This is a genomic window from Sedimentibacter sp. zth1 (assembly GCF_017352195.1).
Taxonomy (GTDB): domain Bacteria; phylum Bacillota; class Clostridia; order Tissierellales; family Sedimentibacteraceae; genus UBA1535.
The window spans coordinates 332465-355989 of sequence record NZ_CP071445.1; the positions used below are offsets into that span (position 1 = coordinate 332465).

At 29.7% G+C, this 23525-nt stretch carries 27 protein-coding genes and 1 tRNA gene; 26 read left to right on the plus strand and 2 right to left on the minus strand.

From position 1 onward, the window contains the following. Positions 1 to 162: 162 nt before the first annotated feature. The 4 genes from JYG23_RS01610 to JYG23_RS01625 are packed head-to-tail and all read left to right on the plus strand — an operon-like array spanning position 163 to position 2748. Positions 163 to 378, plus strand: a complete 216-nt coding sequence (locus tag JYG23_RS01610; RefSeq protein WP_207236717.1) for a ferredoxin family protein — start codon at positions 163 to 165, stop codon at positions 376 to 378. A gap of 18 nt (positions 379 to 396) precedes the next feature. Next, on the plus strand, positions 397 to 1458 hold the full coding sequence (locus JYG23_RS01615) for a 3-methyl-2-oxobutanoate dehydrogenase subunit VorB (protein ID WP_207236718.1): 1062 nt from the start codon (positions 397 to 399) through the stop codon (positions 1456 to 1458). Beyond that, entirely contained in the window at positions 1458 to 2204 is a 747-nt protein-coding gene (locus tag JYG23_RS01620; protein ID WP_207236719.1) for a thiamine pyrophosphate-dependent enzyme, read from the plus strand. Before JYG23_RS01615 ends, JYG23_RS01620 begins: the two co-directional genes overlap by 1 nt. 1 nt (position 2205) lies before the next feature. Continuing rightward, positions 2206 to 2748, plus strand: a complete 543-nt coding sequence (locus JYG23_RS01625; RefSeq protein WP_207236720.1) for a 2-oxoacid:acceptor oxidoreductase family protein — start codon at positions 2206 to 2208, stop codon at positions 2746 to 2748. A 250-nt stretch (positions 2749 to 2998) separates the two neighbouring features. On the opposite strand, the gene JYG23_RS01630 is transcribed toward JYG23_RS01625, so the two are convergent. Then, entirely contained in the window at positions 2999 to 4165 is a 1167-nt protein-coding gene (locus JYG23_RS01630; RefSeq protein ID WP_207236721.1) for a cation:proton antiporter, read from the minus strand. Between the two features lie 217 nt (positions 4166 to 4382). On the opposite strand from JYG23_RS01630, the gene JYG23_RS01635 reads away from it, so the two are divergent. The 3 genes from JYG23_RS01635 to JYG23_RS01645 all read left to right on the plus strand — a co-directional run bounded on the left by JYG23_RS01635 (position 4383) and on the right by JYG23_RS01645 (position 6762). Further along, positions 4383 to 4469, plus strand: a tRNA-Leu gene (locus JYG23_RS01635). A 256-nt stretch (positions 4470 to 4725) separates the two neighbouring features. Continuing rightward, entirely contained in the window at positions 4726 to 6231 is a 1506-nt protein-coding gene (locus JYG23_RS01640; protein ID WP_207236722.1) for a DUF1846 domain-containing protein, read from the plus strand. 96 nt (positions 6232 to 6327) lie between these two features. Continuing rightward, on the plus strand, positions 6328 to 6762 hold the full coding sequence (locus tag JYG23_RS01645; protein WP_207236723.1) for a methylglyoxal synthase: 435 nt from the start codon (positions 6328 to 6330) through the stop codon (positions 6760 to 6762). Positions 6763 to 6801: 39 nt separating this feature from the next. Here JYG23_RS01645 and JYG23_RS01650 read toward each other — a convergent pair whose 3' ends face one another. Then, complete coding sequence (locus tag JYG23_RS01650; RefSeq protein ID WP_207236724.1) at positions 6802 to 7092, minus strand: hypothetical protein; 291 nt, start codon at positions 7090 to 7092, stop codon at positions 6802 to 6804. Positions 7093 to 7251: 159 nt separating this feature from the next. On the opposite strand from JYG23_RS01650, the gene JYG23_RS01655 reads away from it, so the two are divergent. From JYG23_RS01655 to JYG23_RS01745, 19 genes are all read left to right on the plus strand, one after another. Further along, entirely contained in the window at positions 7252 to 7461 is a 210-nt protein-coding gene (locus tag JYG23_RS01655; protein WP_207236725.1) for a hypothetical protein, read from the plus strand. A 222-nt stretch (positions 7462 to 7683) separates the two neighbouring features. Beyond that, positions 7684 to 8025, plus strand: coding sequence for a DRTGG domain-containing protein (locus JYG23_RS01660; RefSeq protein ID WP_207236726.1), 342 nt, complete (start codon positions 7684 to 7686; stop codon positions 8023 to 8025). A gap of 1 nt (position 8026) precedes the next feature. Next, positions 8027 to 8455, plus strand: coding sequence for an ATP-binding protein (locus JYG23_RS01665; protein ID WP_207236727.1), 429 nt, complete (start codon positions 8027 to 8029; stop codon positions 8453 to 8455). A gap of 34 nt (positions 8456 to 8489) precedes the next feature. Continuing rightward, entirely contained in the window at positions 8490 to 9752 is a 1263-nt protein-coding gene (locus JYG23_RS01670) for a [Fe-Fe] hydrogenase large subunit C-terminal domain-containing protein (protein WP_207236728.1), read from the plus strand. After that, entirely contained in the window at positions 9749 to 10081 is a 333-nt protein-coding gene (locus JYG23_RS01675; RefSeq protein WP_207236729.1) for a DRTGG domain-containing protein, read from the plus strand. Before JYG23_RS01670 ends, JYG23_RS01675 begins: the two co-directional genes overlap by 4 nt. After that, positions 10078 to 10782, plus strand: a complete 705-nt coding sequence (locus JYG23_RS01680; RefSeq protein WP_207236730.1) for a PHP domain-containing protein — start codon at positions 10078 to 10080, stop codon at positions 10780 to 10782. Before JYG23_RS01675 ends, JYG23_RS01680 begins: the two co-directional genes overlap by 4 nt. Positions 10783 to 10838: 56 nt before the next feature. Beyond that, positions 10839 to 11396, plus strand: coding sequence for an ATP-binding protein (locus JYG23_RS01685; protein WP_207236731.1), 558 nt, complete (start codon positions 10839 to 10841; stop codon positions 11394 to 11396). Between the two features lie 56 nt (positions 11397 to 11452). Next, the gene (gene rsxC, locus JYG23_RS01690) at positions 11453 to 12787 is read left to right on the plus strand and encodes an electron transport complex subunit RsxC (protein ID WP_207237917.1); all 1335 of its coding nucleotides are present in this window, start codon (positions 11453 to 11455) and stop codon (positions 12785 to 12787) included. Positions 12788 to 12798: 11 nt separating this feature from the next. Next, on the plus strand, positions 12799 to 13743 hold the full coding sequence (locus tag JYG23_RS01695; RefSeq protein ID WP_207236732.1) for an RnfABCDGE type electron transport complex subunit D: 945 nt from the start codon (positions 12799 to 12801) through the stop codon (positions 13741 to 13743). Then, the gene (locus JYG23_RS01700; RefSeq protein WP_207236733.1) at positions 13743 to 14333 is read left to right on the plus strand and encodes an RnfABCDGE type electron transport complex subunit G; all 591 of its coding nucleotides are present in this window, start codon (positions 13743 to 13745) and stop codon (positions 14331 to 14333) included. The genes JYG23_RS01695 and JYG23_RS01700 overlap by 1 nt, the downstream gene beginning before the upstream one ends. 32 nt (positions 14334 to 14365) lie before the next feature. Further along, positions 14366 to 14965, plus strand: a complete 600-nt coding sequence (gene rsxE, locus JYG23_RS01705; RefSeq protein WP_207236734.1) for an electron transport complex subunit RsxE — start codon at positions 14366 to 14368, stop codon at positions 14963 to 14965. 15 nt (positions 14966 to 14980) lie between these two features. Beyond that, entirely contained in the window at positions 14981 to 15556 is a 576-nt protein-coding gene (gene rsxA, locus JYG23_RS01710; RefSeq protein WP_207236735.1) for an electron transport complex subunit RsxA, read from the plus strand. A gap of 18 nt (positions 15557 to 15574) precedes the next feature. Continuing rightward, the gene (locus JYG23_RS01715; RefSeq protein ID WP_207237918.1) at positions 15575 to 16552 is read left to right on the plus strand and encodes an RnfABCDGE type electron transport complex subunit B; all 978 of its coding nucleotides are present in this window, start codon (positions 15575 to 15577) and stop codon (positions 16550 to 16552) included. A gap of 250 nt (positions 16553 to 16802) precedes the next feature. Continuing rightward, positions 16803 to 17051 carry a DUF4321 domain-containing protein gene (locus tag JYG23_RS01720; protein WP_207236736.1) on the plus strand — a complete coding sequence of 83 codons (249 nt, stop codon included), beginning with the start codon at positions 16803 to 16805 and terminating at the stop codon, positions 17049 to 17051. Between the two features lie 60 nt (positions 17052 to 17111). Continuing rightward, positions 17112 to 17798 (plus strand): DNA repair protein RadC, encoded by a 687-nt coding sequence (radC, locus tag JYG23_RS01725; protein WP_207236737.1) that lies wholly within the window; start codon positions 17112 to 17114, stop codon positions 17796 to 17798. Between the two features lie 34 nt (positions 17799 to 17832). Then, positions 17833 to 18849 carry a rod shape-determining protein gene (locus JYG23_RS01730; RefSeq protein ID WP_305848856.1) on the plus strand — a complete coding sequence of 339 codons (1017 nt, stop codon included), beginning with the start codon at positions 17833 to 17835 and terminating at the stop codon, positions 18847 to 18849. A 19-nt stretch (positions 18850 to 18868) separates the two neighbouring features. Beyond that, positions 18869 to 19711, plus strand: coding sequence for a rod shape-determining protein MreC (gene mreC, locus JYG23_RS01735; RefSeq protein WP_207236738.1), 843 nt, complete (start codon positions 18869 to 18871; stop codon positions 19709 to 19711). 4 nt (positions 19712 to 19715) lie between these two features. Continuing rightward, the gene (gene mreD, locus JYG23_RS01740) at positions 19716 to 20231 is read left to right on the plus strand and encodes a rod shape-determining protein MreD (protein WP_207236739.1); all 516 of its coding nucleotides are present in this window, start codon (positions 19716 to 19718) and stop codon (positions 20229 to 20231) included. A 52-nt stretch (positions 20232 to 20283) separates the two neighbouring features. Further along, on the plus strand, positions 20284 to 23493 hold the full coding sequence (locus JYG23_RS01745; RefSeq protein WP_207236740.1) for a penicillin-binding transpeptidase domain-containing protein: 3210 nt from the start codon (positions 20284 to 20286) through the stop codon (positions 23491 to 23493). Positions 23494 to 23525: the final 32 nt, after the last annotated feature.

A 23525-nucleotide genomic window follows, 5' to 3' on the forward strand; every position in this document is an offset into this window, starting at 1 on the left:
AATATAGATTTAGTATAGACAAACTATATTATTACAGTTTTGTTTTAGTAATAATTATTATCATTATTGCAATAACTTATATTAACGAAGTATGTAGTTGTTTTAACAATAAAATTATTTATATTTCGTTAGTGCTTATTTTAAAAAAATGGAGGTTTTACAATGGCTAAAGGTAAAGTAACATTTAATGAGGACATTTGCAAAGGCTGTGAACTATGTGTTATGGCATGTCCTAAAAATCTAATCAGTATGAATACTGAAAAAATTAATAAAAAAGGATACAATGCTGCTTATATAGCAAATCCTGAAGAATGTATCGGATGCGGAAATTGTGCAGTAATGTGTCCAGATTCAGTAATAACAGTAGAAAGAATATAAAAATGGAGGAAAACTAAAATGGCTAAAGTATTAATGAAAGGTAATGAGGCTATAGGAGCAGCTGCTATAAAAGCTGGTTGTAAATATTTCTTTGGATATCCTATAACTCCACAAAGTGAATTACCTGAGTATATGTCAAGTGAATTACCAAAAGTAGGTGGATGTTTTTTACAAGCTGAAAGTGAAGTTGCAGCTATAAATATGGTATATGGAGCTGCAGGTGCTGGTGTTAGAGTTATGACTAGTACATCAAGTCCAGGAATGGCTTTGAAACAAGAAGGTATTACATATGCAGCTGGTGCTGAACTTCCATGTGTAATTGTTAACGTTATGAGAGGTGGACCAGGTCTTGGTGGTATTCAACCTAGTCAATCAGACTATTTCCAAGCTACTCGTGGTGGCGGAAATGGAGACTATAGAACTATTGTATTTGCACCATCAAGTATTCAAGAAACTGTTGATTACGTTATGGAATCTTTTGTAAAAGCTGATCAATATAGAATTCCAGTTGTAGTTTTAGCTGATGGTATGATTGGTCAAATGATGGAAGCTGTTGAGTTTAAAGAACCTAAGAAAGTAGAATTAGAACCAAAAACTTGGGCTACTACTGGTACAAAAGGACAAAGAAAACCTAATATAGTTAACTCATTATTCTTAGATCCTCAAGAACTTGAAGATCATAACTGGAAATTAGATAGAAGATATAAAGAAATTGAAAAAAATGAAGTTTTAGTAGAAACTGTAGATATTGAAGATGCAGATGTTGTATGCGTTGCATATGGTACTACTTCAAGAATCGTTAAAAATGCTATTGCAGATTGTAAAGCAAAAGGATTAAAAGTTGGCTTGATTAGACCTATAACATTATGGCCTTTCCCAATGGAAGTATTTAAACAAATTAATCCAAATTGTAAGGGTATACTTACTGTTGAAATGAGTACTGGACAGATGATTGATGATGTTAAAATAGCTAACGAAGGAAGATTACCAGTATATTTTAATGGTAGAGTTGGTGGAATGATTCCTACACCAGCAAGTATATCTGCAGATATAGAAAAAATAGCTGGAGGTATAAAATAATGACAATTGTTTATGAAAAATCAAAAGGTTTGACAGATGCACAAACTCACTACTGCCCGGGATGTACTCATGGTATAATCCACAAATTAGTTGCAGAAGTATTAGTTGAATTAGGAGTATTAAATGAAGCTATAGGTGTTGCTCCTGTTGGATGTTCAGTTTTAGCATATAATTATTTTAATTGTGATATGCAAGAAGCTGCTCATGGTAGAGCTCCTGCAGTTGCAACAGGTATCAAAAGAGTAAGACCAGAAAATACAGTATTTACTTATCAAGGTGATGGTGACTTAGCATCTATAGGAACTGCTGAAGTTGTACACTCAGCTCATAGAGGAGAAAAAATCACAACAATATTCGTTAATAATGCTATATATGGTATGACAGGTGGACAAATGGCTCCTACTACATTGATAGGACAAAAGGCTACAACAGCACCACTTGGTAGAACAATAGAGCACAGTGGTAAACCATTAAAAATATCTGAAATGCTAGCAACAATAGATGGGGCTAAATTTGTTGAAAGAGTTGCAGTTAACAATCCAGCTAACATTAGAAAAGCTAAAAAAGCTATAAAAAGAGCTTTTGAATGTCAAATTCAAGGCAAAGGATTTGCTATAGTAGAAGTATTATCTACATGTCCTACAAACTGGGGCAAAACACCAGTAGATGCATTAAAATGGTTAGAAGATAATATGATGCCTTACTATCCTTTAGGAAATTTCAGAGACTTTGAGGAGGATAAATAACATGAATGAAAAAGTTATAATGGCAGGATTTGGTGGTCAAGGTATAATGGCTATAGGTAAAATACTTGCTTATGCTGGAATGCTTGAAAATAAAGAAGTTTCATGGTTACCATCATATGGTCCTGAAATGAGAGGTGGTACTGCTAACTGCGCAACTATCGTATCTGATACACCAGTAGGATCACCAGTTATCACAAATGATGCTACATCAGCAATAATAATGAATTTACCTTCATTAGATAAGTTTGAAAATGATGTTGTGCCAGGTGGTAAAATAATTATTAACAGTTCTTTAATAGATCAAAAAGCAACTAGAACTGATGTTGATGTATACTATGTAAATGCTAATGAAATAGCACGTGATCTAGGAAACGCTAAAGCAGCAAATATGGTTATGCTTGGTGCATATTTAGAGTTATTTAAACCTGTTAAGATGGATACAGTATTAAAAGCATTCTTAAAAGTTTTTGGTGAAAATAAAGCTAAATTTCTTCCATTAAATGAAAAAGCTTTATTAAAAGGTGGAGAAGCTGTTAGAAAATAGTTTATAATAAACAAATTATAAAACAAAGGATGTAGTTTTAACTACATCCTTCGTTTTTATCTATGAATAGGCAACTAAATTAGTAAAAAAACATATAAATAATAATTTTTAAAATAAATATGTTGAAAAATAATTTTCATGTAGTATAATTAAAATACATTTGTAAATTAAATTTATAAATGCCTCTTAAATTTTTTGCCTAAAGCCGTACGTAAAGTACGGCTTATTATTTTTATTTAGTCTATTTATTTTAATGCTCTTGTGCTTCTCCAGATTTAATTAGTATATATTTAGTTAAAACAGGTCCTACGAATTCGTAAACAAAAACGGAAGCCATAATCAAGTTTAATATTTTATTGCCCATAGTTGGAAATTTCGTTGCTGCTATTGCAGCAAGACCTATAGCAACACCTGCCTGAGGTAATAGTCCAAATCCTAAGTTCTTTTTGATCTTAGATTCAGCTTTTGTGACAAGTGTACCAATATATGCTCCTGAAATTTTACCCAAAGTTCTAGCAATTATATATATAATTCCAATGAATCCTAATCCTTTTATAACATTTAAGTCTAAGCTCATACCTGAGAATGTGAAGAATAACAAGTAAATGTGTGTAGACAAGTCTTCAGCAGTATCAAATATTTTAGCTTCAATAGGAGATAAATTAGCAATCATAGCTCCTGCAGTAACACAAGTTAATAATGATGACAATTCAAATTTAATAGATATACCAATTGATAATAGTATAATACTCATCGGTATCAATATTATTGACTCTTGTTTTGATTTTCTATTTACAGCAAAGTTTATTAATAATCCAGCAATACCTCCAACAAGGAATGAACCAATAATTTCAATCAGTGGTGATGCAATAGCTTTTACAATTGTTATAGAACCTGATAGTGCTATTTCTGCAATTGCATTTGCAATACTAAATAATATGATACATACTAAATCATCCATTGCAACAACTGAGATAAGAGTGTCTGTTAAAGTTCCTCTTGCTCGATATTCTTTGATAACCATTATAGTTGCAGCTGGAGCAGTTGCTGCAGATATTGCTGCAATAACTAAACTAAAAGGCATGTCCTTAGTAAATGCTAACAGTGTAACAAAAACAACTATAACCGTTATAAATGCTTGTAAAAATGTTATTGTTATAACACTTTTAGCTAATTTCTTTATTTGCTTTATTTGAAAACCTTTTCCTACGTGAAATGCAATTAGTCCTAAAGCAAAATCACTTATAAAACTTAAATCTTTAACATTTGTTTCTGAAATAATGTTTAATACATATGGACCTATTAGTAGCCCCGCTAAAAGATATCCTGTAACCGCTGGTAATTTTAGTTTGTTTATTAGTTTAGCTACTATAATACTAGTGATTGAGATAATTCCTAATGCAAGTATTGTGTTCATTTTGTCCTCCTTTTTATATAAATAATCGTCAAATACATTATATTACAAATTATGCAAAAAATAAAGTAAAATATAAAATATTCTAAATTATTAATATTTAGACATTATAAGTATACAATAGGAAAAAAAGAATGTAATTAAAATATCAATAAATAAAAGTGATAAAAATATATTGTAAAAAAATATAATTAATGATATCATAATTCTGTTGCATAAAGCGAGTGTGCTGAAATCGGCAGACAGGCATGCTTGAGGGGCATGTGTTTAAATAAACGTAGGGGTTCAAATCCCCTCACTCGCACCAATGATGAGTGTTTTTATTGCATTTGATAGAATGCTGTAATAACACTTGATTTTTGTGTTGATTGTTTTTATGTTATATGTATTAAAAACTATATTTGATTTATAATAGATTTAATAATTAATTTATCTAATAATTATAAATGAATTAAAAAAGATTATATAAAAAATAATAAAATTATTAAAATTTGTATTTACAGATTGACGAAAATGTTTAATAATATATAAGTTAAAAAAAATAATAAGTAAAGGGTTGCAAAATGAAAATTGGATTTGATCATGAAAAGTATTTACAAGAACAATCAAAATATATACTAGAAAGGGTAAATAATTATCAAAAGCTTTATTTAGAATTTGGGGGTAAATTAATTAGTGATTTACATGCAAAGAGAGTTCTTCCTGGTTTCGATGAAGATGCAAAAATTAAATTGTTGCAAAAATTAAAGGATAAGGTTGAAATTATTATTTGTGTGTATGCAGGTGATATTGAAAGAAACAAAATAAGAGGCGATTTAGGTATTACTTATGATTTAGAAGTGCTTAGAACTATAGATAATTTCAAATTTTACGGGTTAGAAGTTAATAGTGTAGTTATCACTAGATATGACGAGCAACCTTCAGCTACTATATTTATGAATAAGCTTGGTCGTAGAGGAATTAAGGTTTATACTCATACTTCCACAAAAGGATATCCTACAGATGTTGATACTATAGTAAGTGATGAAGGATATGGCAAAAATCCATACATAGAGACTAAAAAGCCAATAGTTGTTGTAACAGCTCCAGGACCTGGAAATGGTAAATTATCAACTTGCTTAAATCAATTGTATCATGAATATAAAAGAGGTAATATGGCAGGGTATTCTAAATTTGAAACATTCCCCGTTTGGAATATACCGTTAAAGCATCCATTAAACGTTGCTTATGAAGCAGCTACTGTTGATTTAAAAGATGTAAACATGATAGATTCTTTTCATTTAGATGCGTACAATGAAATAACAATAAACTATAATAGAGATATTGAATCTTTCCCTGTCCTAAAAAGAATAATAGAAAAAATAACAGGTGAAGAGTCTGTATATAAGTCTCCAACTGATATGGGTGTTAATAGAGTTGGATTTGGAATAATAGACGATGAAATTATAAAAGAAGCTTCTTTACAAGAAATCATAAGAAGGTATTTTAAAACTGCATGTGAATATAAAAAAGGATATATAGATTTTGAAGTGCTTCAAAGAATTCAATTAATTATGAATGAAATGAAGTTAAAGGAAGAAGACAGGGTAGTAGTAATGCCTGCTAGAGAATATGCAAGACAGATTGAAGAAAAATCTGATAATACAGAGATTTGTCCAGTTGCAGCTATTGAATTGGAAAATGGTACTATAATAACAGGTAAAGGCTCGAGTTTAATGTGTTCAACTGCCGCAGTAATATTGAATGCAATAAAGTATTATGCAAAAATAGATGATTCAATACATTTAATTTCACCTGTAATTTTAGAGCCAATTCTTAAACTAAAAAGAGACACATTAAAAATAAGGAATTCAGCATTGAATTGCCAAGAGGTGCTTACAGCTTTAAGTATATGTGCAGTAACAAACCAAATTGCTGAATTAACTTTAAAAATGTTAGAAAAACTTAATGGATGCATTGCACATTCAACTACAATAATAGAAAATAATGATGAGCAAACTTTGAGAAGACTTGGTATAGATATAACATGCGATCCAATATATTCTACTGATAATTTATATTATAATTAATTATAATATAAATTATCTTTATAAATATTATAGATGTAAGTGTTGTTAGTTGTTATAATGCAATTAATAAAATATATTATTTAGGAGAAAAACTATATGGTAGAATTGAAACCTATTGGTATTAAGAAAAATATAGCCTTGATAGCACATGATAACCTAAAGGATACTATGGTTAATTGGTGCATAAAAAATAAACATATACTTGAAAAACATATGCTTTGTGGAACTGGAACGACAGCAAAGCGTATAAATCAAGAAACAGGACTAAATGTTTATGGATACAATAGCGGCCCACTTGGAGGGGATCAGCAAGTAGGTTGCAGAATAGCAGAAGGATTGATTGATATGGTTATATTTTTTTCAGATCCATTGTCTGCACATCCACATGACCCTGATGTTAAAGCTCTATTAAGACTTGCACAAGTTTTTGATATACCTATGGCAAACAGTGAAGCAACAGCAGATTTTCTAATAACATCACCTTATATGGAAACAGAGTATACAAGAAATATTATGAATATAAAACTATAAAAAATAAAAGCCTTTTGGCTTTTATTTTTAAGTATAATATTAAATTATATGTTTTATATCTTTTATTTCATAATCGAATTTTCCTTCGATATTTTTGTTGGGTAAACTGTTTATTATCATTAATATTAAACTTTCTTGTGGAGGGTTTGTTTCAGTTACTTGACTACAAGTTATTGCATAATCAACACCAATAAAATTTTGCTTTCCATAATAAAGTATAGGTTTAAAAGTAATTCCATGAAAATTTTTAGTTGCACTTATAAATGCAATTCGTACCTCATCAGGTAAATTACATTCTTCTAAGTTATTAGTCTCCCATTTCTTTAACATATTAACACATCCTAACTCTTTTTTATTTAATTATATAATTTTTAAGCAAAAATTTAAATTGTTATATTCCGTCAAATTAAAACAAAAAACGACACAAAGATTTATAATTATTTGTTATTTTTCTGTTATCAATGAATACTTTTTAAAGAGGCGTTATTTATGATATGTCCGGAGGAGTTAGTAGCAATTGTAAATGCATTGTGTGTTGCCATTGCTAAGAATTTAACAATTGACGAATTAGAAATACTATCAACTGTTTTAGAGCAAGCATCTTATACCTTTAGAGCAATAGTTATCCAAAGGATAAATATAAAAAATAAAACAGACAAATACAAAGATTCAGAAGAAATAGATAGAAAGTATAGGTAATTATACAAATATAAAATAAACAATACATAAATAATTAAAAATTTAACAAAGTTTTTTATAAAAAAAACTTTTTTTATTTATTAATTTGAGATATAATTAGATGTAATAAAAATGATTTCTATGCAAATTAGTTTTGTACAATAACTTAATATTCATCCCAGTATATACATAAGAAATATATTATATATTAAATTAAATTTATTATATTGTAGGGAGGAAAAAATGAAAGTTACAGAATTTATAAAGGTACTAAATGCTGAATGTGTTACAAGGCTAATAACCGATGATAAAAATTATAATTTTGCATTTGCAAGTGATTTAATGAGCGATGTTTTAGCACTTGCTGATAGTTCAACAGTATTGATAACTGGGCTGAACAATCCACAGGTTATTAGAACGGCTGAAATGATGGATATTTCTCTAATAATATTAGTTAGAGGGAAAATACCAAGTAAAGAAACAATTGAGCTTGCTACAGAAGCTAATATAACTATATTAACAACACATTCAATTATGTTTGAAACATGTGGAATATTATATAAGTCCGGATTAAGGCCAATTTAGTATGGACAAAGAGAATTTCCTAAAAAGATATAGTTGTGATGTTGTCGCGAATAATTTTAGTAATGCTGGTAAAGGTTCTAGTGATATTAAAAAGAACTTAAAATTGCTAAATATTGACCCTGCTATCATAAGAAGAATTGCTATTGTTTCATATGAGGCAGAGATAAATTTGGTAATACACTCTTTAGGTGGAAAATTACACTGTGATATATATGAACATAAGATAATAATTATATCGGAAGATATTGGACCTGGTATTCCCAATGTTGAACTTGCAATGACAGAAGGATATTCTACAGCTTCAAGTAGTGTTAGAGAATTTGGATTTGGAGCAGGTATGGGGTTGCCTAATATGAAGAAATGGTCAGATGATTTTAACATAACAACAAAAAAAACTGGTACAGAAATTTCTATGACAATTAATATATAGCATACAAAAAAATAGTTATAGAAAGGAGTTTTATATGGATTTTTCAATTCTACTAGATTCAGATAAGTGTAGAGGCTGTACTAATTGTATGAAGAAATGTCCTACACAAGCAATTAGGATTAAAAATGAAAAAGCAGTTATTGATAAAAACAAATGCATATATTGTGGTGAATGTATAAAAGCATGCCCATATAATGCATATTCTCCATATGAGGTTAACAAAAATGATTTTGTAGAAACAAAGTTTTCGATTGCTATTCCATCTACAGCTTTGTATGGTCAATTTCCTAAAGGAACAGAAATATGTAATATTCAAAATTCAATTTTAAAATTAGGATTTGATTATGTATATGATGAAAGTTATGCTGCTGAGTTAACATCAAAAGCTATAGCAAGAAAAATATCTGAAAGTGAAGGTGTTAAGCCAATTATATCAACTAATTGTCCAGCAATTGTTAGGCTAATAAAGATTAGATATTTATCTTTATTAGATAATCTTATAACTGTAGAATCACCAATGGAGATAGCAGCAAGACTTGCAAAACATAATGCACATGAAAATTTTGATGTATGCTCTGAAGATATTAAAATTTATTACATTTCTCCATGCCCTGCGGAAATGCTTAGTATTACAAATCCTATTGGGACGAAAAAATCTAGTATAGATAGTGTTATTCCGTTAAATTCAATATATGGAGATATATATAGAGAAGTATGTAAAAATACAAAACTATGCAATTCAACACCATCTATAAAGGGTATAAAGTGGGCTATTGCAGGTGGTCAAAGCGAGACAATTAATGTATCATCATATATTTCTGTTTATGGTATAGAAAATATAATTGATATACTTGAAGAAATTGAGAACGGTAAGTTGCACGATATAGATTATGTTGAGCTATCAGTGTGTACAGAAGGCTGTGTAGGTGGTATTTTCAATGTAGAAAATCCATTTATTGCGAAAAGAAATATTGATTATATAATAAAAAATACCAAAGAAACATTCAATGCAGGTATATCAGACGAAGTATTTAATGATTTGTATGAAAAGAATTTTTTTGATATTGAAATTATAAAAGAAGATACAAATAAAAGAAAATTAACCTTGGCTGAAGCAGTAGAAAGAATGGAAAGAATAGAACAAATAACTGCTCTTTTGCCAGGCTTAGATTGTGGTTCATGTGGTTCGCCTACTTGCAGAGCATATGCTGAGGATATTTGTGATGGACATGCAGATTTATATGGTTGCATTTTATTAAAAGCTAATAAAAAAAGATTAAATTCGGAGGAATTATGAAAATATTAGAATTATCTAAGATTTTAAACTGCGAAATTATTGTTGGCACAAGTGAAACTAAGGATATAGATATAAAAAATGTATATATTGGAGATTTATTAAGTATAGTCATGTCAAAAGCACAAGCTGGTTGTGTTTGGATAACAATTCAGACACACTTAAATATTGTAGCTGTTGCTGAATTGATTGAAATGTCATGCATAATAGTAGCGGAAAATATGGAGATTGAAGGAAGCACAATATTAAAAGCAGAGAAACTTAATATTCCAATATTAAAAAGTAAACAAACTTCTTTTGAACTTGCATGCTTAATTAATAATATTAAATGAAATACTATTATGATTTTCATATTCACTCGGATTTATCACCATGTGGTGATAGTGACATGACTCCAAACAATATAGCAAACATGGCTCTAATAAAAGGCTTGAATTTCATTGCTGTAACAGATCATAATTCAGTAAATAATAGCAAAGCGGTTGAAATTGTAGCGAATAAATTAGGATTAAATACATTGTGTGGTATGGAAATTACAACTAGAGAAGAAATTCATTTATTAAGCTATTTTAAAAATTATGAAGATGCTAAGGTAGTGAGTGATTTGATTTATGAATCATTGCCTAATATTAGAAATAAGCCAGAATATTTTGGTGAACAGAATATCTACAATGAATATGATGAAATTATAGGAACTGTTGATAAACTTCTATTGAGTGCTAGCAAATATACATTAAATGAAATAAGTAATTTAGTGTTTAAATATGATGGTATCATAGTACCAGCTCATGTTAATAAATTGAATAATGGAATTTTAGGAGTTTTAGGCTTTTTTCCTAGTGATTTAAAATGCAATTTTATAGAAATATACAAAAACAATGTAAATAATGACAATAAATTATTAAACGAAAGTGCATATAAAGTATTGTATAATTCAGATGCACATTACTTAAAAGATATTTCAGAACCAATTAATTATATATATATAGATAAAAACAAAAGCATTTATGATTATTTATGTTTTAGTATGTAGATTGTTTAAAATGCTTAATTAAATAACAAAAATATATATTTAGGAGATAGTTAATTATGAAAGAATTATCATTACATATATTAGATATTGTTCAGAATTCTATTAAAGCTAGTGCAACCTTGATTATTGTCACGTTTTCTGATAATATAGTGAGTAATTCTGTAAAAATTACTATAGAGGATAATGGGGTTGGTATGGATGAAGATACGTTGCAAAATGTGCTAAATCCATTTTATACTACTAGAACTACCAGAAAAGTCGGATTAGGACTATCATTGCTAAATGAAGCAGCTAATAGGTGTAATGGGTTTCTAAATATTACTTCAAAAATTGGCATAGGTACTAAGGTTGAATGTATGTTTGAAAAAAATAATATTGATACAGCACCACTTGGGAATATTAGTGAAACTATCATTACTATTGTCAATTCAATGTGTACAAGCTGCGATTTGATTTATAGACATACAGTAAATGATAATATGTTTGAGTTTTCAACAATCAAAATAAAAGAAATACTACAAGAAGTTGATATAAATAGTCCTGATGTTTTAAAATGGATTAGAGAGTATATCAATGAAGCTTTATTTGATTTAAATAGTAAAGCAACTAATTAGTTATAAAATGTATGTTGTTACATTTATATATAAAAATATTTAGAGAAGGTGATGTCATGGACACAAAAGGATTTACTTTTAAAGGTGGTATTCATCCTCCACACTTTAAAAAGTTAACAGAACAAAAGGCAATTGAAAAGGCAATTGAACCTAAAGTAGTAGTTGTTCCTTTGCAGCAACATATTGGGGCTCCTTGCGAAGCACTGGTAAAAGTTGGAGAATTGGTGAAGGCTGGACAAAAAATAGGTGAGTCAAAGTCATTTGTATCTGCTAATATACATTCGAGCATATCAGGTGTTGTAAAAAACATTGGTATGTATAATACAAGCGGAGGTTCAAAGGTAAATTGTATCGTTATTGAGTCGGACGGTAAATTTACAGTACATGAATCAGTAAAACCAATGGGAAATATTGATGAATTAAAAAAAGAGGATATCATTAATATTATAAAAGAATCTGGTTTTACAGGTATGGGAGGAGCAGGTTTTCCTACTCATGTTAAATTAAGCCCACCGAAAGATAAAAAAATAGATTTTGTAATTATTAATGGTGCAGAATGTGAACCATATTTAACTGCTGACCATAGAATAATGCTTGAAAAATCAGACGATGTAGTAGTTGGTGCTAAAGCTATAATGAAAGTACTTGATGTTGATAAATGTTATATAGCTATAGAAAAAAATAAACCTGATGCTATTGAAACTATGAAAAAGGCTGTAGAATCAATTGACAATATTGAAGTAGCACAATTAGAGCCAAAATACCCACAGGGTGATGAAAAAAGGTTAATAAATGCTGTAACTGGAAGGGTTGTTCCTTCAGGTGGACTACCTATGGATGTAGGAGCAGTTGTTCAAAATGTTGGTACTACTGCAACATTGGGCAATACAATTAAAACAGGTATGCCTGTAATTCAAAGAGTTGTTACAGTAACAGGAAATGCAATAAAAGAACCTAAAAATTTGCTTGTAAGAATAGGTACAAGCTTTAAAGAAGTTATAGAACAATGTGGAGGATACTCTGAGGAACCAGGAAAAGTAATAAACGGTGGACCAATGATGGGTATAGCTCAATTTACAACAGATATTCCTGTTATAAAAGGTACATCTGGAATATTGGTTTTAACTAAAAAAGAATCAGAAGTTGAAGAACCTAAAAATTGTATAAGATGTGGAAAATGTGTTGAAGCATGTCCAATTCATTTACAACCTTTAATTTTGAGTAAATTATCATTGTTAAATAAGTTTGATGAAACTGAAGAGTATCATGTATTAGATTGTATTGAGTGTGGCTCTTGTTCATATGTATGCCCATCAAAACGAAAACTAGTTGAATCTATTAGAGTTGCTAAGCGTGAAGTAGCAGCAAAACGTAGAAAAGCAAGTAAATAGGAGGAAAAACAATGGAAGAAAATAGACTTAAAGCCTCGTCATCTCCTCACATTAGGTCAGATGAAAGTGTAAATAAAATTATGCTTGATGTTTTAATAGCTTTATTGCCTGCATTTATAGCAAGTATTTTTTATTTTGGGGTTAAATCTTTAATATTAGTGGTAGCTTCTGTATTATCTGCAGTTATAACAGAAGCACTTTGTCAAAAAATTATGAAAAGACCAATAACAATTGGTGATCTTAGTGCAATTGTTACAGGAGTATTATTAGCATTTAATTTACCATCAACTACACCAGTATGGATGCCTGTTATAGGTAGTGCTTTTGCAATAGCTATAGGCAAACAAGTATTTGGCGGATTAGGACAAAACTTTATTAACCCTGCATTAGCAGGACGTGCTGTATTGTTTGCATGTTGGCCAGCACTTATGGGAAATTATGTTGCCCCTCTTGGAATTGATGCTGTCGCAACAGCTACGCCACTTGCAATTTTAAAAGGTACAGCAGATGCTGGATTGCAAATGCCAGGACTTTTAGAAATGTTTATTGGTAGAATTCCAGGCTGTATAGGTGAAACTTCAGCGGTTTTACTTATTATAGGTGGTATTTATTTAATAGTTAGAAAAGTAATTTCATGGAGAATTCCAGTAGCTTATATAGGAACAGTTGCTGTTATAGCTTTGATCTCAGAAGGTAATTTAACAGGAATGTCTTATTATTTATTTGCTGGTGGTCTTATGCTTGGTGCATTCTTCATGGCAACTGATTATGCAACTAGCCCAGTTACGCCAAAAGGTAAAATCATATATGGTATTGGTGCTGGAGTATTAACAATGTTGATTAGAAAATTAGGAGGCTATCCTGAGGGAGTTTCATATTCTATTTTACTTATGAATGTAGCCACACCTTTAATTGATAAATACACTAGTCCAAAGATATTTGGAGGTGCTAAATAATGAAAAATGAAATAGTTAAATTAGGGCTTATTCTATTAATTATTACAGCGCTTGCCGGAACATTTCTTTCTGTAGCTAATCATTTTACAAAAGATATTATAGATAAAGCAATTGAAGATGCTAAATCTGGAGAAGAAGTTGTTAAAGCTGTATTTCCAGAAGCTAAATCAATGGACGTATTTGACGAAGCGTTAGAAGTTAAAATTAAGGAACAAAACGAAAAATTTATTAGTCTTAAAATCTGTAAAGATGAAAGTGGTAATGATTTAGGTTATGCTATTCAAACACTTAGTACAAGAAAAGGATATGATGGAGATATAGAAATTATAGTTGGTATTTCTTTAGAAGGTAAAGTTGTAGGTATTAAAGTAACTCAGCATGCTGAAACTCCAGGACTTGGTTCTCATATTGAAGATGCTGAATATCAACAACAATTTATAGGAAAAAGCACAGATACAGAGTTAAAAGTATCAAAAACACCTAAAGATGAAACTGAGGTTGAAGCATTGGGTGGAGCAACTTATTCTTCTAAATCATTCACTAGCGCAATCAATAACGCAATGGCAATTTATAATGAATTTCTTAAATAGTTGTCAAAATATTATAAATTATGGAGGTTATAATGGATAGGTTAAAATATATTAAAAATGGCATCGTAACAGAAAATCCTATTTTTGTCCAATTATTAGGTATGTGTCCAACACTTGCTATTACTACTTCGTCTATAAATGGTATGGGTATGGGACTTGCAGTTACAGCTGTTTTAATTTGTTCAAATGCAGTAATATCACTTATTAAAAATTTAATACCAGATAAAATTCGTATTCCTGCATTTATTGTTGTTATTGCAACATTTGTTACATTGATAGATATGTTAATGCATGCTTATGTTCCTGCATTATATGAACAATTAGGATTGTTTATTCCATTAATAGTTGTTAACTGTATCATTCTTGGTAGAGCAGAAGCTTTTGCTTCTAAACATGGAGTATTTGATTCTGTTTGTGACGGATTGGGTATGGGAATTGGATTTACTATAGCACTTACTTTACTTGGTTCAGTAAGAGAAATTTTAGGAGCTGGAAGTATTTTTGGGTTTGCTTTATTTGGTGAAGCATTTGAACCAGCTTTGATAATGATAATGCCTCCGGGAGCATTCATTGCACTTGGATTATTAATCGGTTTAGTTAATTTTATCAATATAAAACGTAAGAAAGCATAGGAGGGAAGATAAATTATGAATTTATTTAGTTTGTTTATAGGAGCATTATTAGTTAATAACATCATTTTTGCAAAATTCATGGGTATCTGTCCATTCCTTGGCGTATCCAAAAAAATTAATACAGCAATTGGTATGGGTGTTGCCGTAACATTTGTAATCACTCTATCATCTATCATTACTTGGTTGTTACAAAACTTTGTATTGAATAAATTAGGACTTGGATATTTACAAACTATAGCATTTATATTGGTTATAGCTGCACTTGTTCAGTTTGTTGAAATGTTTCTTAAAAAATCTAGTCCTTCATTATATGAAGCATTAGGTGTTTATCTACCTTTAATCACTACAAACTGTGCTGTTTTAGGGGTAGCTTTATTAAATATTAAAGATAACTATAATTTAGTTGAAACTATTGTAAACTCATTAGGTTCTTCGTTAAGTTTTTTGTTAGCAATAGTTTTGTTTGCTGGTATAAGAGAGAGATTAGCACTTGCAGATATTCCTGAATCACTTCAAGGATTTCCAATTGCACTAATTACTGCTGGACTAATGTCTATAGCGTTTTTAGGATTCTCTGGCTTAGCTATATAGGGAGGTGAAAATATGTTAATTGATATATTAAAAGCAGTAGGTGTTTTAGGTGCTTTAGGTTTAGTATTTGGTATAGTATTGGGTATAGCCGGTAAGATTTTCGAAGTTAAGGTAGATCCAAAAGTAGCTAAAATTAGAGAATTATTACCAGGTGCAAACTGTGGAGCTTGTGGATTTCCAGGATGTGATGGAATGAGTAAGGCTATGGCAAGTGGTGAAATGCCAGCTACAGGATGTCCAGTTTCAAATGCCGATGCTGTTAAAAAGATAAGTGAAGTTTTAGGAGTGGAAGCTGTATCAGGTGAAAAAATGGTTGCGAAAGTTTTATGCAAGGGTTGCGAAGGCAAAGCAGTAAAAAAATTCGATTATGATGGAATTAAAGATTGTAAAGCTGCAATGATTGTACAAGGCGGAGATAAACTTTGTGCTCAAGGTTGCTTAGGATATGGTAGTTGTGTAAAAGTTTGTGATTTTGATGCTATTAAAGTTGTTAATGGTGTAGCGGTTGTAGATAAAGAAAAATGTACATCTTGTGGCAAATGTATCGAAGAGTGTCCAAAACACATTATAGAGCTTGTACCTTATAAGCAAGAAGTAATTGTAGAATGTAAAAACACAGATTTCGGTAAAGCTGTTAAAGAGGAATGTAAAGTAGGCTGTATCGGTTGTAAAATGTGTGAAAGAAGCTGTCCGTTTGGAGCTATAAAAGTTGAAAATAATATAGCAAAAATAGATTATACTAAATGTAAACAATGTTTAGTATGTGTTGCTAAATGTCCAACGGGTGCTATTTCTGGACAATTAGATAAAAGAGTTAAAGCTCACATCAATGATGATTTATGTGTAGGATGTGGAATTTGCAAAAAAAATTGTCCTGTTGAAGCAATTGATGGTGAAATGAAGCAAAAACATATAGTGGATGAAGCAAAATGTATAGGATGCAGTGTATGTTTCGAAAAATGCCCTAAAAAAGCAATTGAGATGCTACCTCGTTAATTACATAAAATATAAAAAGACTGTGAAAATAATTCACAGTCTTTTTTGATTACTAAATTATATTTGCTTGAAAAAAAATTATATAAATGATAATATTATTCTAATAGTTAAAATTTTATAAAAATGCTATAAAAACAAAGCACTATTTTACAAAATGTGATATAATTTTAATTGATTAAATATTTATTATACGAGCAATATCAGCATTTATTTTTGATATAAACAAATAAATAAGAGGAAGGAAAAACAATTGAAAAGAGGAAGTTCTATTGCTTGGATTATTGTAATTCTAGCAGGTTCAATATTTGGCAATATTATAGGTACTGCATTCTCTAAATATGCTCCTCTTCTTACATTTGGAGAGAGTATAGGATTTGGACCGATGACTGTAGACTTAAATATTATAAAATTCACAATTGGGTTTAATGCATCTTTGACAATATCAGCTATAATAGGCATAATTTTAGCAATTTTAATTTATAAAAGAGTTAGTAGATAAGGAGTTTGGATAAGAATATAAGAAAATGTAATTAATGTTTAAAATCGGGGGATATTAAATATGCAAGGTAATTATACGATTAGTAAGATACCAAAAGAAGAAAGACCAAGAGAAAAGCTATTAAAGCATGGTGCTTCTGTACTTACAAATTCGGAGTTGTTGGCATTGATAGTTGGTGTTGGTAGTAAAGAAGATTCAGCAATAACATTATCACAAAAAATACTCAATAATAATAACAATGGATTACATAATTTAGTGGAATTAGATGCAATTGCGTTGAAATCGTACAAGGGTATAAACGATGCAAAAGCTGCAAAAATATTAGCTGTGGTTGAGATAAGTAAAAGAATAAGTAGACTTAAAATAAATAAAGTCAAGATTTCTTCACCTGAGAGTGTAGCAGTATTGCTTCTTGAAGAGATGAGATATTTGAAAAAGGAATATTTTAAGGTTGCACTTTTAGACACAAAAAACAATATTTTAGCTATTAAGGATATATCAATGGGTTGTTTGGATAGCACTGTTGTACATCCTCGGGAGGTTTTTGTAGAAGCAATAAAATTAAGCAGTGCTTCAATTATTTTGGTGCATAATCATCCTAGTGGGGAAGTTGAACCAAGTAAGGAAGATAAAAACATTACTAATCGCATAATAGAATGTGGTAAAATAATAGGTATTAGGGTTTTAGATCATATTATAATAGGAGATGGAATATTTTTAAGCTTTAAAGAGCATGGATATATGTAAGGCTTAAAGGCATTTGATTTTACAGGAGGAAAAAATGAGTTTTGCAGGAAATAATATAGGTATTGATTTAGGTACATCAAACACACTGGTATATGTTAATAAAAAAGGTGTCATAATAAATGAACCGTCAGTTGTGGCAATTAATACGAATAACAATGAAGTAAAAGCAATAGGTATGGATGCTAAGGAAATGCAAGGTAAAACACCTTACAATATAGAGACAATAAGACCATTAAGAGATGGAGTTATTGCTGATTTTAATGTTGCAAAAGTTTTAATAAAATATTTTATTGATAAAGCACTAAATAACAATAAATTTGCTAGACCGAAAATATGTATATGTGTTCCAGTTGGTGTTACATCAATAGAAAGAAAAGCTGTTGAAGATATTGCACAAAATGCTGGAGCAAGAGTCATACAGTTAGTTGAAGAACCAAAAGCGGCGGCTATAGGTGCGGGAATTGATGTTGCAGCAGCTATAGGAAATATGGTAGTCGATATAGGTGGCGGAACTACTGAAATTGCAGTTATTTCACTTGGAGGAATTGTTGTAAGTGATTCTTTAAGATTAGCTGGAGATAAAATTGACATTGAAGTTAAAGAGTATGTTAAAAGAAAGTATAAATTAGATATTGGTATTAAATCTGCTGAAATTATAAAAACTAAACTTGGAAATGCTTGTGAAGAATATTATACTACTAATATTGAAGGTATAGATAATTCTGAAAAGATTACAACTATTAATACTACAGGTATAGATATGGTTACCGGTCTTCCAAGAACTATTGAACTAACTGCAGAGGAAATCAGAGAATCAATGTCTGAAACTATAAACAATATAGTGAGTGGTGTTAAACGCTGCTTAGAGAGAACACCTCCTGAATTATCATCTGATATTTATTGTAATGGTATTTATTTAACAGGTGGTGGTGCACTTATAAAAGGCTTAGATTTATTTATGCAAAAAGAAACAGGATTAATTGTTAGAGTAGCTGAGAGTCCTTTGGAATGTGTTGCTTTAGGAGCAGGTAAAATTTGTGAAGATATGTAATTAGTGATTGGGAGAAGTTATGAAGATTTCACAACGAAGTATTAAAAAATTTGTTATTGTTTTAGTAATTTTAGGATTAATTATTTTAATTGGAATAACAGCTAATCCAAACAAAGATATCAACAGTGCTGAAAATGCTGTTGGTAGCTCTGTTTCTTTTTTGCAAAAAACAGTATATAATATCGGACAAACAGTTAAAAATGCTTTTAAATCAGTGCAAGATATTTCAAAGATAAATAAGGAAAATGAAGTGTTAAAGGAAATGTTATACAAATTGAAGGAAGATAATAGAATTTTGAAAAACATTGTAAACACTTCTAATGTTCTTGAAGCAGAGTATAAGCTTAGAAATAGTTTAAAGTATGATTATGTTGTAGGTCAAGTTATTGCAAAAGATGATTCTAATTGGTTTTCTAGATTTACTATTGATCAAGGTAGAGATGATGGTGTCAAAAAAAATGATATTGTTATACAAGCGATTGAAACAGAAGAAGGAATTGTTCAAATAGGACTTGTTGGTGTAATTTCTGAAGTTGGACATAATTTTGCAAAAGTTATAACAATAATTGATGAAAACTGCAAGGTAAGCTTTAAGAACATTGAGAATAATGAAAGTGGTATAATAACTGGAAATACCGATGGTAAAATCTCAGGATATTTTCTAGATAATAAAGCTACAGCAAATGTAGGAGATGAGTTGTTTACGTCCGGTATAGGTAATGTATATTTAAAAGATATATTTATTGGCAAAATAAGTAAGGTTATTGACACAACAGATGCTTCATCAAAGAAAATATATGTTAAACCAATAATTGAGTTTAAAAATATTTATAAGGTATTTGTACTTAAAATTGATAGGTGATAATATGAAAAGAATGTATATGTTTTTAATAGTATTTATTAATCTCATTTTACAAGTATCTTTATATAATTTTTTGAAGATATTTGATGTAATACCCAATATAGCTTTAATTTTGGTTGTCATTTTTTCTTTATCAACAGATGATATAACTGGAGGACTTATTGGTTTAATTACAGGACTTTTATATGATGTGTTAATTATGGATGTAATAGGTATAAATGCACTAATTTATTTTATAGTAGGAGTATCGTTAGGTAGTCTTAGTGAAGATGTTAATAGAGAAAATAAAATGTTATTTGCATTAATAACAGCTATAGCAACAGTTTTTTATCATCTGTTGACATTCATAGCATTATTCTTTTTAAAGGTGAATGCGTCAAGTGTTGCCTTGATATTTAATAAAATAATTTTGCAAATTGTGTTAAACACATTGTTTTGTATTTTATTATATAAATTACTTGAATTGTTATTTAACTTATTTAAGATAAAATTATTTGACGATTTTTATAGGGGTGAGTGATATAGGTATATTAAAATTTTTCAAGAACAGATATAATATTTTGTACATAGTGGTGATAGTAATTATAACTATTCTTTCGTTTAAACTTGCTACATTAACTGTTGTTGAAGGTGAAAAATATAGAGAAGTTGCAGATGTAAAGAAAATAAAGGATATTCCAATAAAGGCACCAAGAGGTAAAATTTACGATAGAAATGGTGTTGTTTTAGCAGATAATCTTACTAGCTTTACAGTTCAAATATATAAAAATAAAGTTAGGAGTGGTAATTTTATAGACACTGCTTTTGCTTTAACTAAGATTTTAGAGGAAAATGGTGAGTCTTTGATAGATGAGTTTCCTATTTTATTAGATACTTTTGAATTTGTAAATGAAGAAGATGGTGTTACACAATCTGAAACAGAAAGTGTTATAAGTATTATAAGAGATAACAATCTATTTAATGAATGGATAAATGCTAAAGTAGATATTGACAATATTACCTTAAGTATAAAAGAAAAAGTATCTATTTTGTTGAATAAAGAAATGAAATTGTTGCCTATTAAATTAGAAAATGATATGTTTTTATATACATTAGATGATGAAGGTATAAAAAAATGGCTAGTTGACAATAATTATTCAGAAAATTTAACATGCGATGAATTAGTTCATGATATTATATCAAGAGATAATAGATTTATGTTGAATTTACTTTCTAATTCAAGAATTAGAAAAATAACATATAATATGTTAAATAGTAAGGGTTTGATAGATAGCATTAAGTTAGTACCATTTTCGTTCATTTATGATAGAAAATACAAAACAATAAAAAGCAATTTAATTGAAAAATATGATGGTATTACAAATGAAACAACTGCAAAAGAAGATTTCATTTATTTAACAAAACTTGAGGTTTTTGATTACTTATTTAGTTCTGCATATGGAGAAGATAAACAAGTGGTTCCAGCAGAATTATTGCTAAATAAGCTTAAAGAAACATATAGTGACTTACCTGTTCAAATAAAAGTCGAAAATGGTATTGCTGAATATGAATATATTGAGGATTTTGACAAAGATAAATATATTAAAGATTTAAACTTAGAAAGCACTGTTTCTGCATACCATTTAATTAAAATCTTGTCCTTGAAGGAAAATACAATTGTTGATAATGTTATTACGAGTATTGATGTTGCTCCGTATGCGCAGATTGAACTTTTAAATAGAGAAATTAATCCTAATATATCAATAGCTTCGTGGAAATATTCACCTATCAGAGATAAATATAATTGGATTTCTAATAATTTAGGAAAATCTGATAAAAACAAAAGTGTCGAAGAAATATTTAAAATTCTAAAAAAAGATTTAAAATTAGATGAAGAAATGAGCAACTATGATGTTAGAAATATTTTAGTTGTTAAGGATAGATATAATAAACAAGGTTATTTGTCTTATTACCCAATTGATATTTGTTATAATATTTCAGAGAAATCGGTAGCAATGATTTCAGAAAGAAATTATGAGCTTGAAGGTGTAAATATTGAAATAGAGCCAATAAGATACTATCCTGAGAAAAGTTTGGCGGCTCATGTTTTGGGGTATTTAGGCAAAATTTCTCAAGAATATGAAATTGAAGAGTATATCGAAAATCAAGGATATAGCTTAGATGATATCATAGGAAAAACGGGTATAGAAGAAAAGTTTGAAAGCTATTTATGTGGTTTAAAAGGCAAAAAAACAGTTGCGGTTAATTCTACGGGCAATACAATTGAATCAGTTGATGAATTAGCACCCCGTCCTGGTGATGATGTATATTTGACTATAGATGCAAGGCTTCAAGCTAAGGCTCAAGAAGCATTAGAAAAAGGGCTTAAAACTTTGCAAGTTGGTGGAACGTATGAAAGTGAGTGGGGAAAGTATAAATTTTCTGATGCTTACAAGAATGCAACATCAGCCTCTTTGGTAGCATTGGATGTAAAAACAGGAGAGGTATTAGCACTTGCAAATTATCCTTCATATGATTTAAATATGTTTGCAACAGGTATATCCTCTGAAGACTGGAACAGCTTGCAAAATGACTCGAAAGATCCACTTTCACCAAGACCACTTTATAATACAGCATTATTAACGGCAATACAACCCGGTTCTACTTTTAAAATGATTACAGCTCTTGCAGCACTTGAAAAAGGCGTTAATCCAAATGAAAAAATATACTGTGCAGGTGTTATGGAAGTCGGAGGTAGAAATTTTGGTTGTTGGATTTATAATCTTAGACGTGGTGCACATGGTAATCAAGATATTTATCAAGCAATAAAAAATTCATGTAACTTTTATTTTTTCACAACAATGCTTGGTGAAAATCCTGCAACAGGTCAAAAGCATAGTATAAAGCTTGATTTTGAAGATGTAACAAATATGGCAGTAAAATTTGGTCTAAATGACCCAACTGGAATAGAAATTGATATACCTAAAGAGTACTCTGGAGGAGTACCAAACTTAGATAGTAAAAAATCAACTATAAGAATGTATCTTAGGTTTTTCTTAGAAGATAAACTGAAGAACTATGTAATAGATGACTATGATATGGATGATGATGAATTGAAAAATGTTATTGAAGAAATTGTTAGTTGGATTAATGCAGAAAATGTACTTACAAGAGGTGAAGTATATGAAAAGCTTGATAAACTAAATATTAATCCTGAAAAAACGTATGGTGATAACATTCCAATTGTAGATATTTTAAAATATACTTATATCAACCAAGCTGCGTGGAATAGTGGTGATAGTCTAAACCTTTCAATTGGTCAGGGTAGTAATGCTTATACACCTATTCAAATGGCGAATTATGTTGCAACAATTGCAAATGGCGGATATAAGCATAATGTGAGTGTCATTGATAAGATTTTGTCTTATGATAAATCTAAATTGACATATTTAGGTGAAAGAGTTTCTGAAAGAGTAGAATTAAGTGATTATTCGTATTTAGATATAGTAAAAGAAGGCATGAAGTTAGTTGCAAATGACAGCTCAGTTTTTAGATCGTTTCCTGTTCAATGCGCAGTAAAAACAGGTACTGCACAAAAAGATGGAATTAATCCTGAAACTGGAGAAGAATATGATGATTTTGCTTGGTATGTAGCATATGGACCATATGAAGATGCACAAATAGCAGTAGCATGTGTTATATTTCAAGGAGGATCAGGACTCTATCCAGCACCAATTGTAAGAGATGTAATAGGAGAATATTTAGTGTTAAATGGTAAACTAGAAAGACCAACTAAAGAATAATTTTATAAAAATTTTATAGTAAAGGTGTTTGA

What these genes read in the sequence shown, in the direction of transcription:
- JYG23_RS01655 (WP_207236725.1), top strand. Translation starts at nt 7,252, where the DNA reads ATGATATGTCCGGAGGAGTTAGTAGCAATTGTAAATGCATTGTGTGTT.
- radC (WP_207236737.1), top strand. Translation starts at nt 17,112, where the DNA reads ATGCAAGGTAATTATACGATTAGTAAGATACCAAAAGAAGAAAGACCA.
- JYG23_RS01615 (WP_207236718.1), top strand. Translation starts at nt 397, where the DNA reads ATGGCTAAAGTATTAATGAAAGGTAATGAGGCTATAGGAGCAGCTGCT.
- JYG23_RS01665 (WP_207236727.1), top strand. Translation starts at nt 8,027, where the DNA reads ATGGACAAAGAGAATTTCCTAAAAAGATATAGTTGTGATGTTGTCGCG.
- rsxA (WP_207236735.1), top strand. Translation starts at nt 14,981, where the DNA reads ATGAATTTATTTAGTTTGTTTATAGGAGCATTATTAGTTAATAACATC.
- JYG23_RS01700 (WP_207236733.1), top strand. Translation starts at nt 13,743, where the DNA reads ATGAAAAATGAAATAGTTAAATTAGGGCTTATTCTATTAATTATTACA.
- JYG23_RS01685 (WP_207236731.1), top strand. Translation starts at nt 10,839, where the DNA reads ATGAAAGAATTATCATTACATATATTAGATATTGTTCAGAATTCTATT.
- rsxC (WP_207237917.1), top strand. Translation starts at nt 11,453, where the DNA reads ATGGACACAAAAGGATTTACTTTTAAAGGTGGTATTCATCCTCCACAC.
- JYG23_RS01630 (WP_207236721.1), bottom strand. Translation starts at nt 4,165, where the DNA reads ATGAACACAATACTTGCATTAGGAATTATCTCAATCACTAGTATTATA.
- mreC (WP_207236738.1), top strand. Translation starts at nt 18,869, where the DNA reads ATGAAGATTTCACAACGAAGTATTAAAAAATTTGTTATTGTTTTAGTA.
- JYG23_RS01680 (WP_207236730.1), top strand. Translation starts at nt 10,078, where the DNA reads ATGAAATACTATTATGATTTTCATATTCACTCGGATTTATCACCATGT.
- JYG23_RS01730 (WP_305848856.1), top strand. Translation starts at nt 17,833, where the DNA reads ATGAGTTTTGCAGGAAATAATATAGGTATTGATTTAGGTACATCAAAC.
- JYG23_RS01650 (WP_207236724.1), bottom strand. Translation starts at nt 7,092, where the DNA reads ATGTTAAAGAAATGGGAGACTAATAACTTAGAAGAATGTAATTTACCT.
- JYG23_RS01625 (WP_207236720.1), top strand. Translation starts at nt 2,206, where the DNA reads ATGAATGAAAAAGTTATAATGGCAGGATTTGGTGGTCAAGGTATAATG.
- JYG23_RS01660 (WP_207236726.1), top strand. Translation starts at nt 7,684, where the DNA reads ATGAAAGTTACAGAATTTATAAAGGTACTAAATGCTGAATGTGTTACA.
- JYG23_RS01695 (WP_207236732.1), top strand. Translation starts at nt 12,799, where the DNA reads ATGGAAGAAAATAGACTTAAAGCCTCGTCATCTCCTCACATTAGGTCA.
- JYG23_RS01670 (WP_207236728.1), top strand. Translation starts at nt 8,490, where the DNA reads ATGGATTTTTCAATTCTACTAGATTCAGATAAGTGTAGAGGCTGTACT.
- JYG23_RS01645 (WP_207236723.1), top strand. Translation starts at nt 6,328, where the DNA reads ATGGTAGAATTGAAACCTATTGGTATTAAGAAAAATATAGCCTTGATA.
- rsxE (WP_207236734.1), top strand. Translation starts at nt 14,366, where the DNA reads ATGGATAGGTTAAAATATATTAAAAATGGCATCGTAACAGAAAATCCT.
- mreD (WP_207236739.1), top strand. Translation starts at nt 19,716, where the DNA reads ATGAAAAGAATGTATATGTTTTTAATAGTATTTATTAATCTCATTTTA.
- JYG23_RS01640 (WP_207236722.1), top strand. Translation starts at nt 4,726, where the DNA reads ATGAAAATTGGATTTGATCATGAAAAGTATTTACAAGAACAATCAAAA.
- JYG23_RS01675 (WP_207236729.1), top strand. Translation starts at nt 9,749, where the DNA reads ATGAAAATATTAGAATTATCTAAGATTTTAAACTGCGAAATTATTGTT.
- JYG23_RS01610 (WP_207236717.1), top strand. Translation starts at nt 163, where the DNA reads ATGGCTAAAGGTAAAGTAACATTTAATGAGGACATTTGCAAAGGCTGT.
- JYG23_RS01620 (WP_207236719.1), top strand. Translation starts at nt 1,458, where the DNA reads ATGACAATTGTTTATGAAAAATCAAAAGGTTTGACAGATGCACAAACT.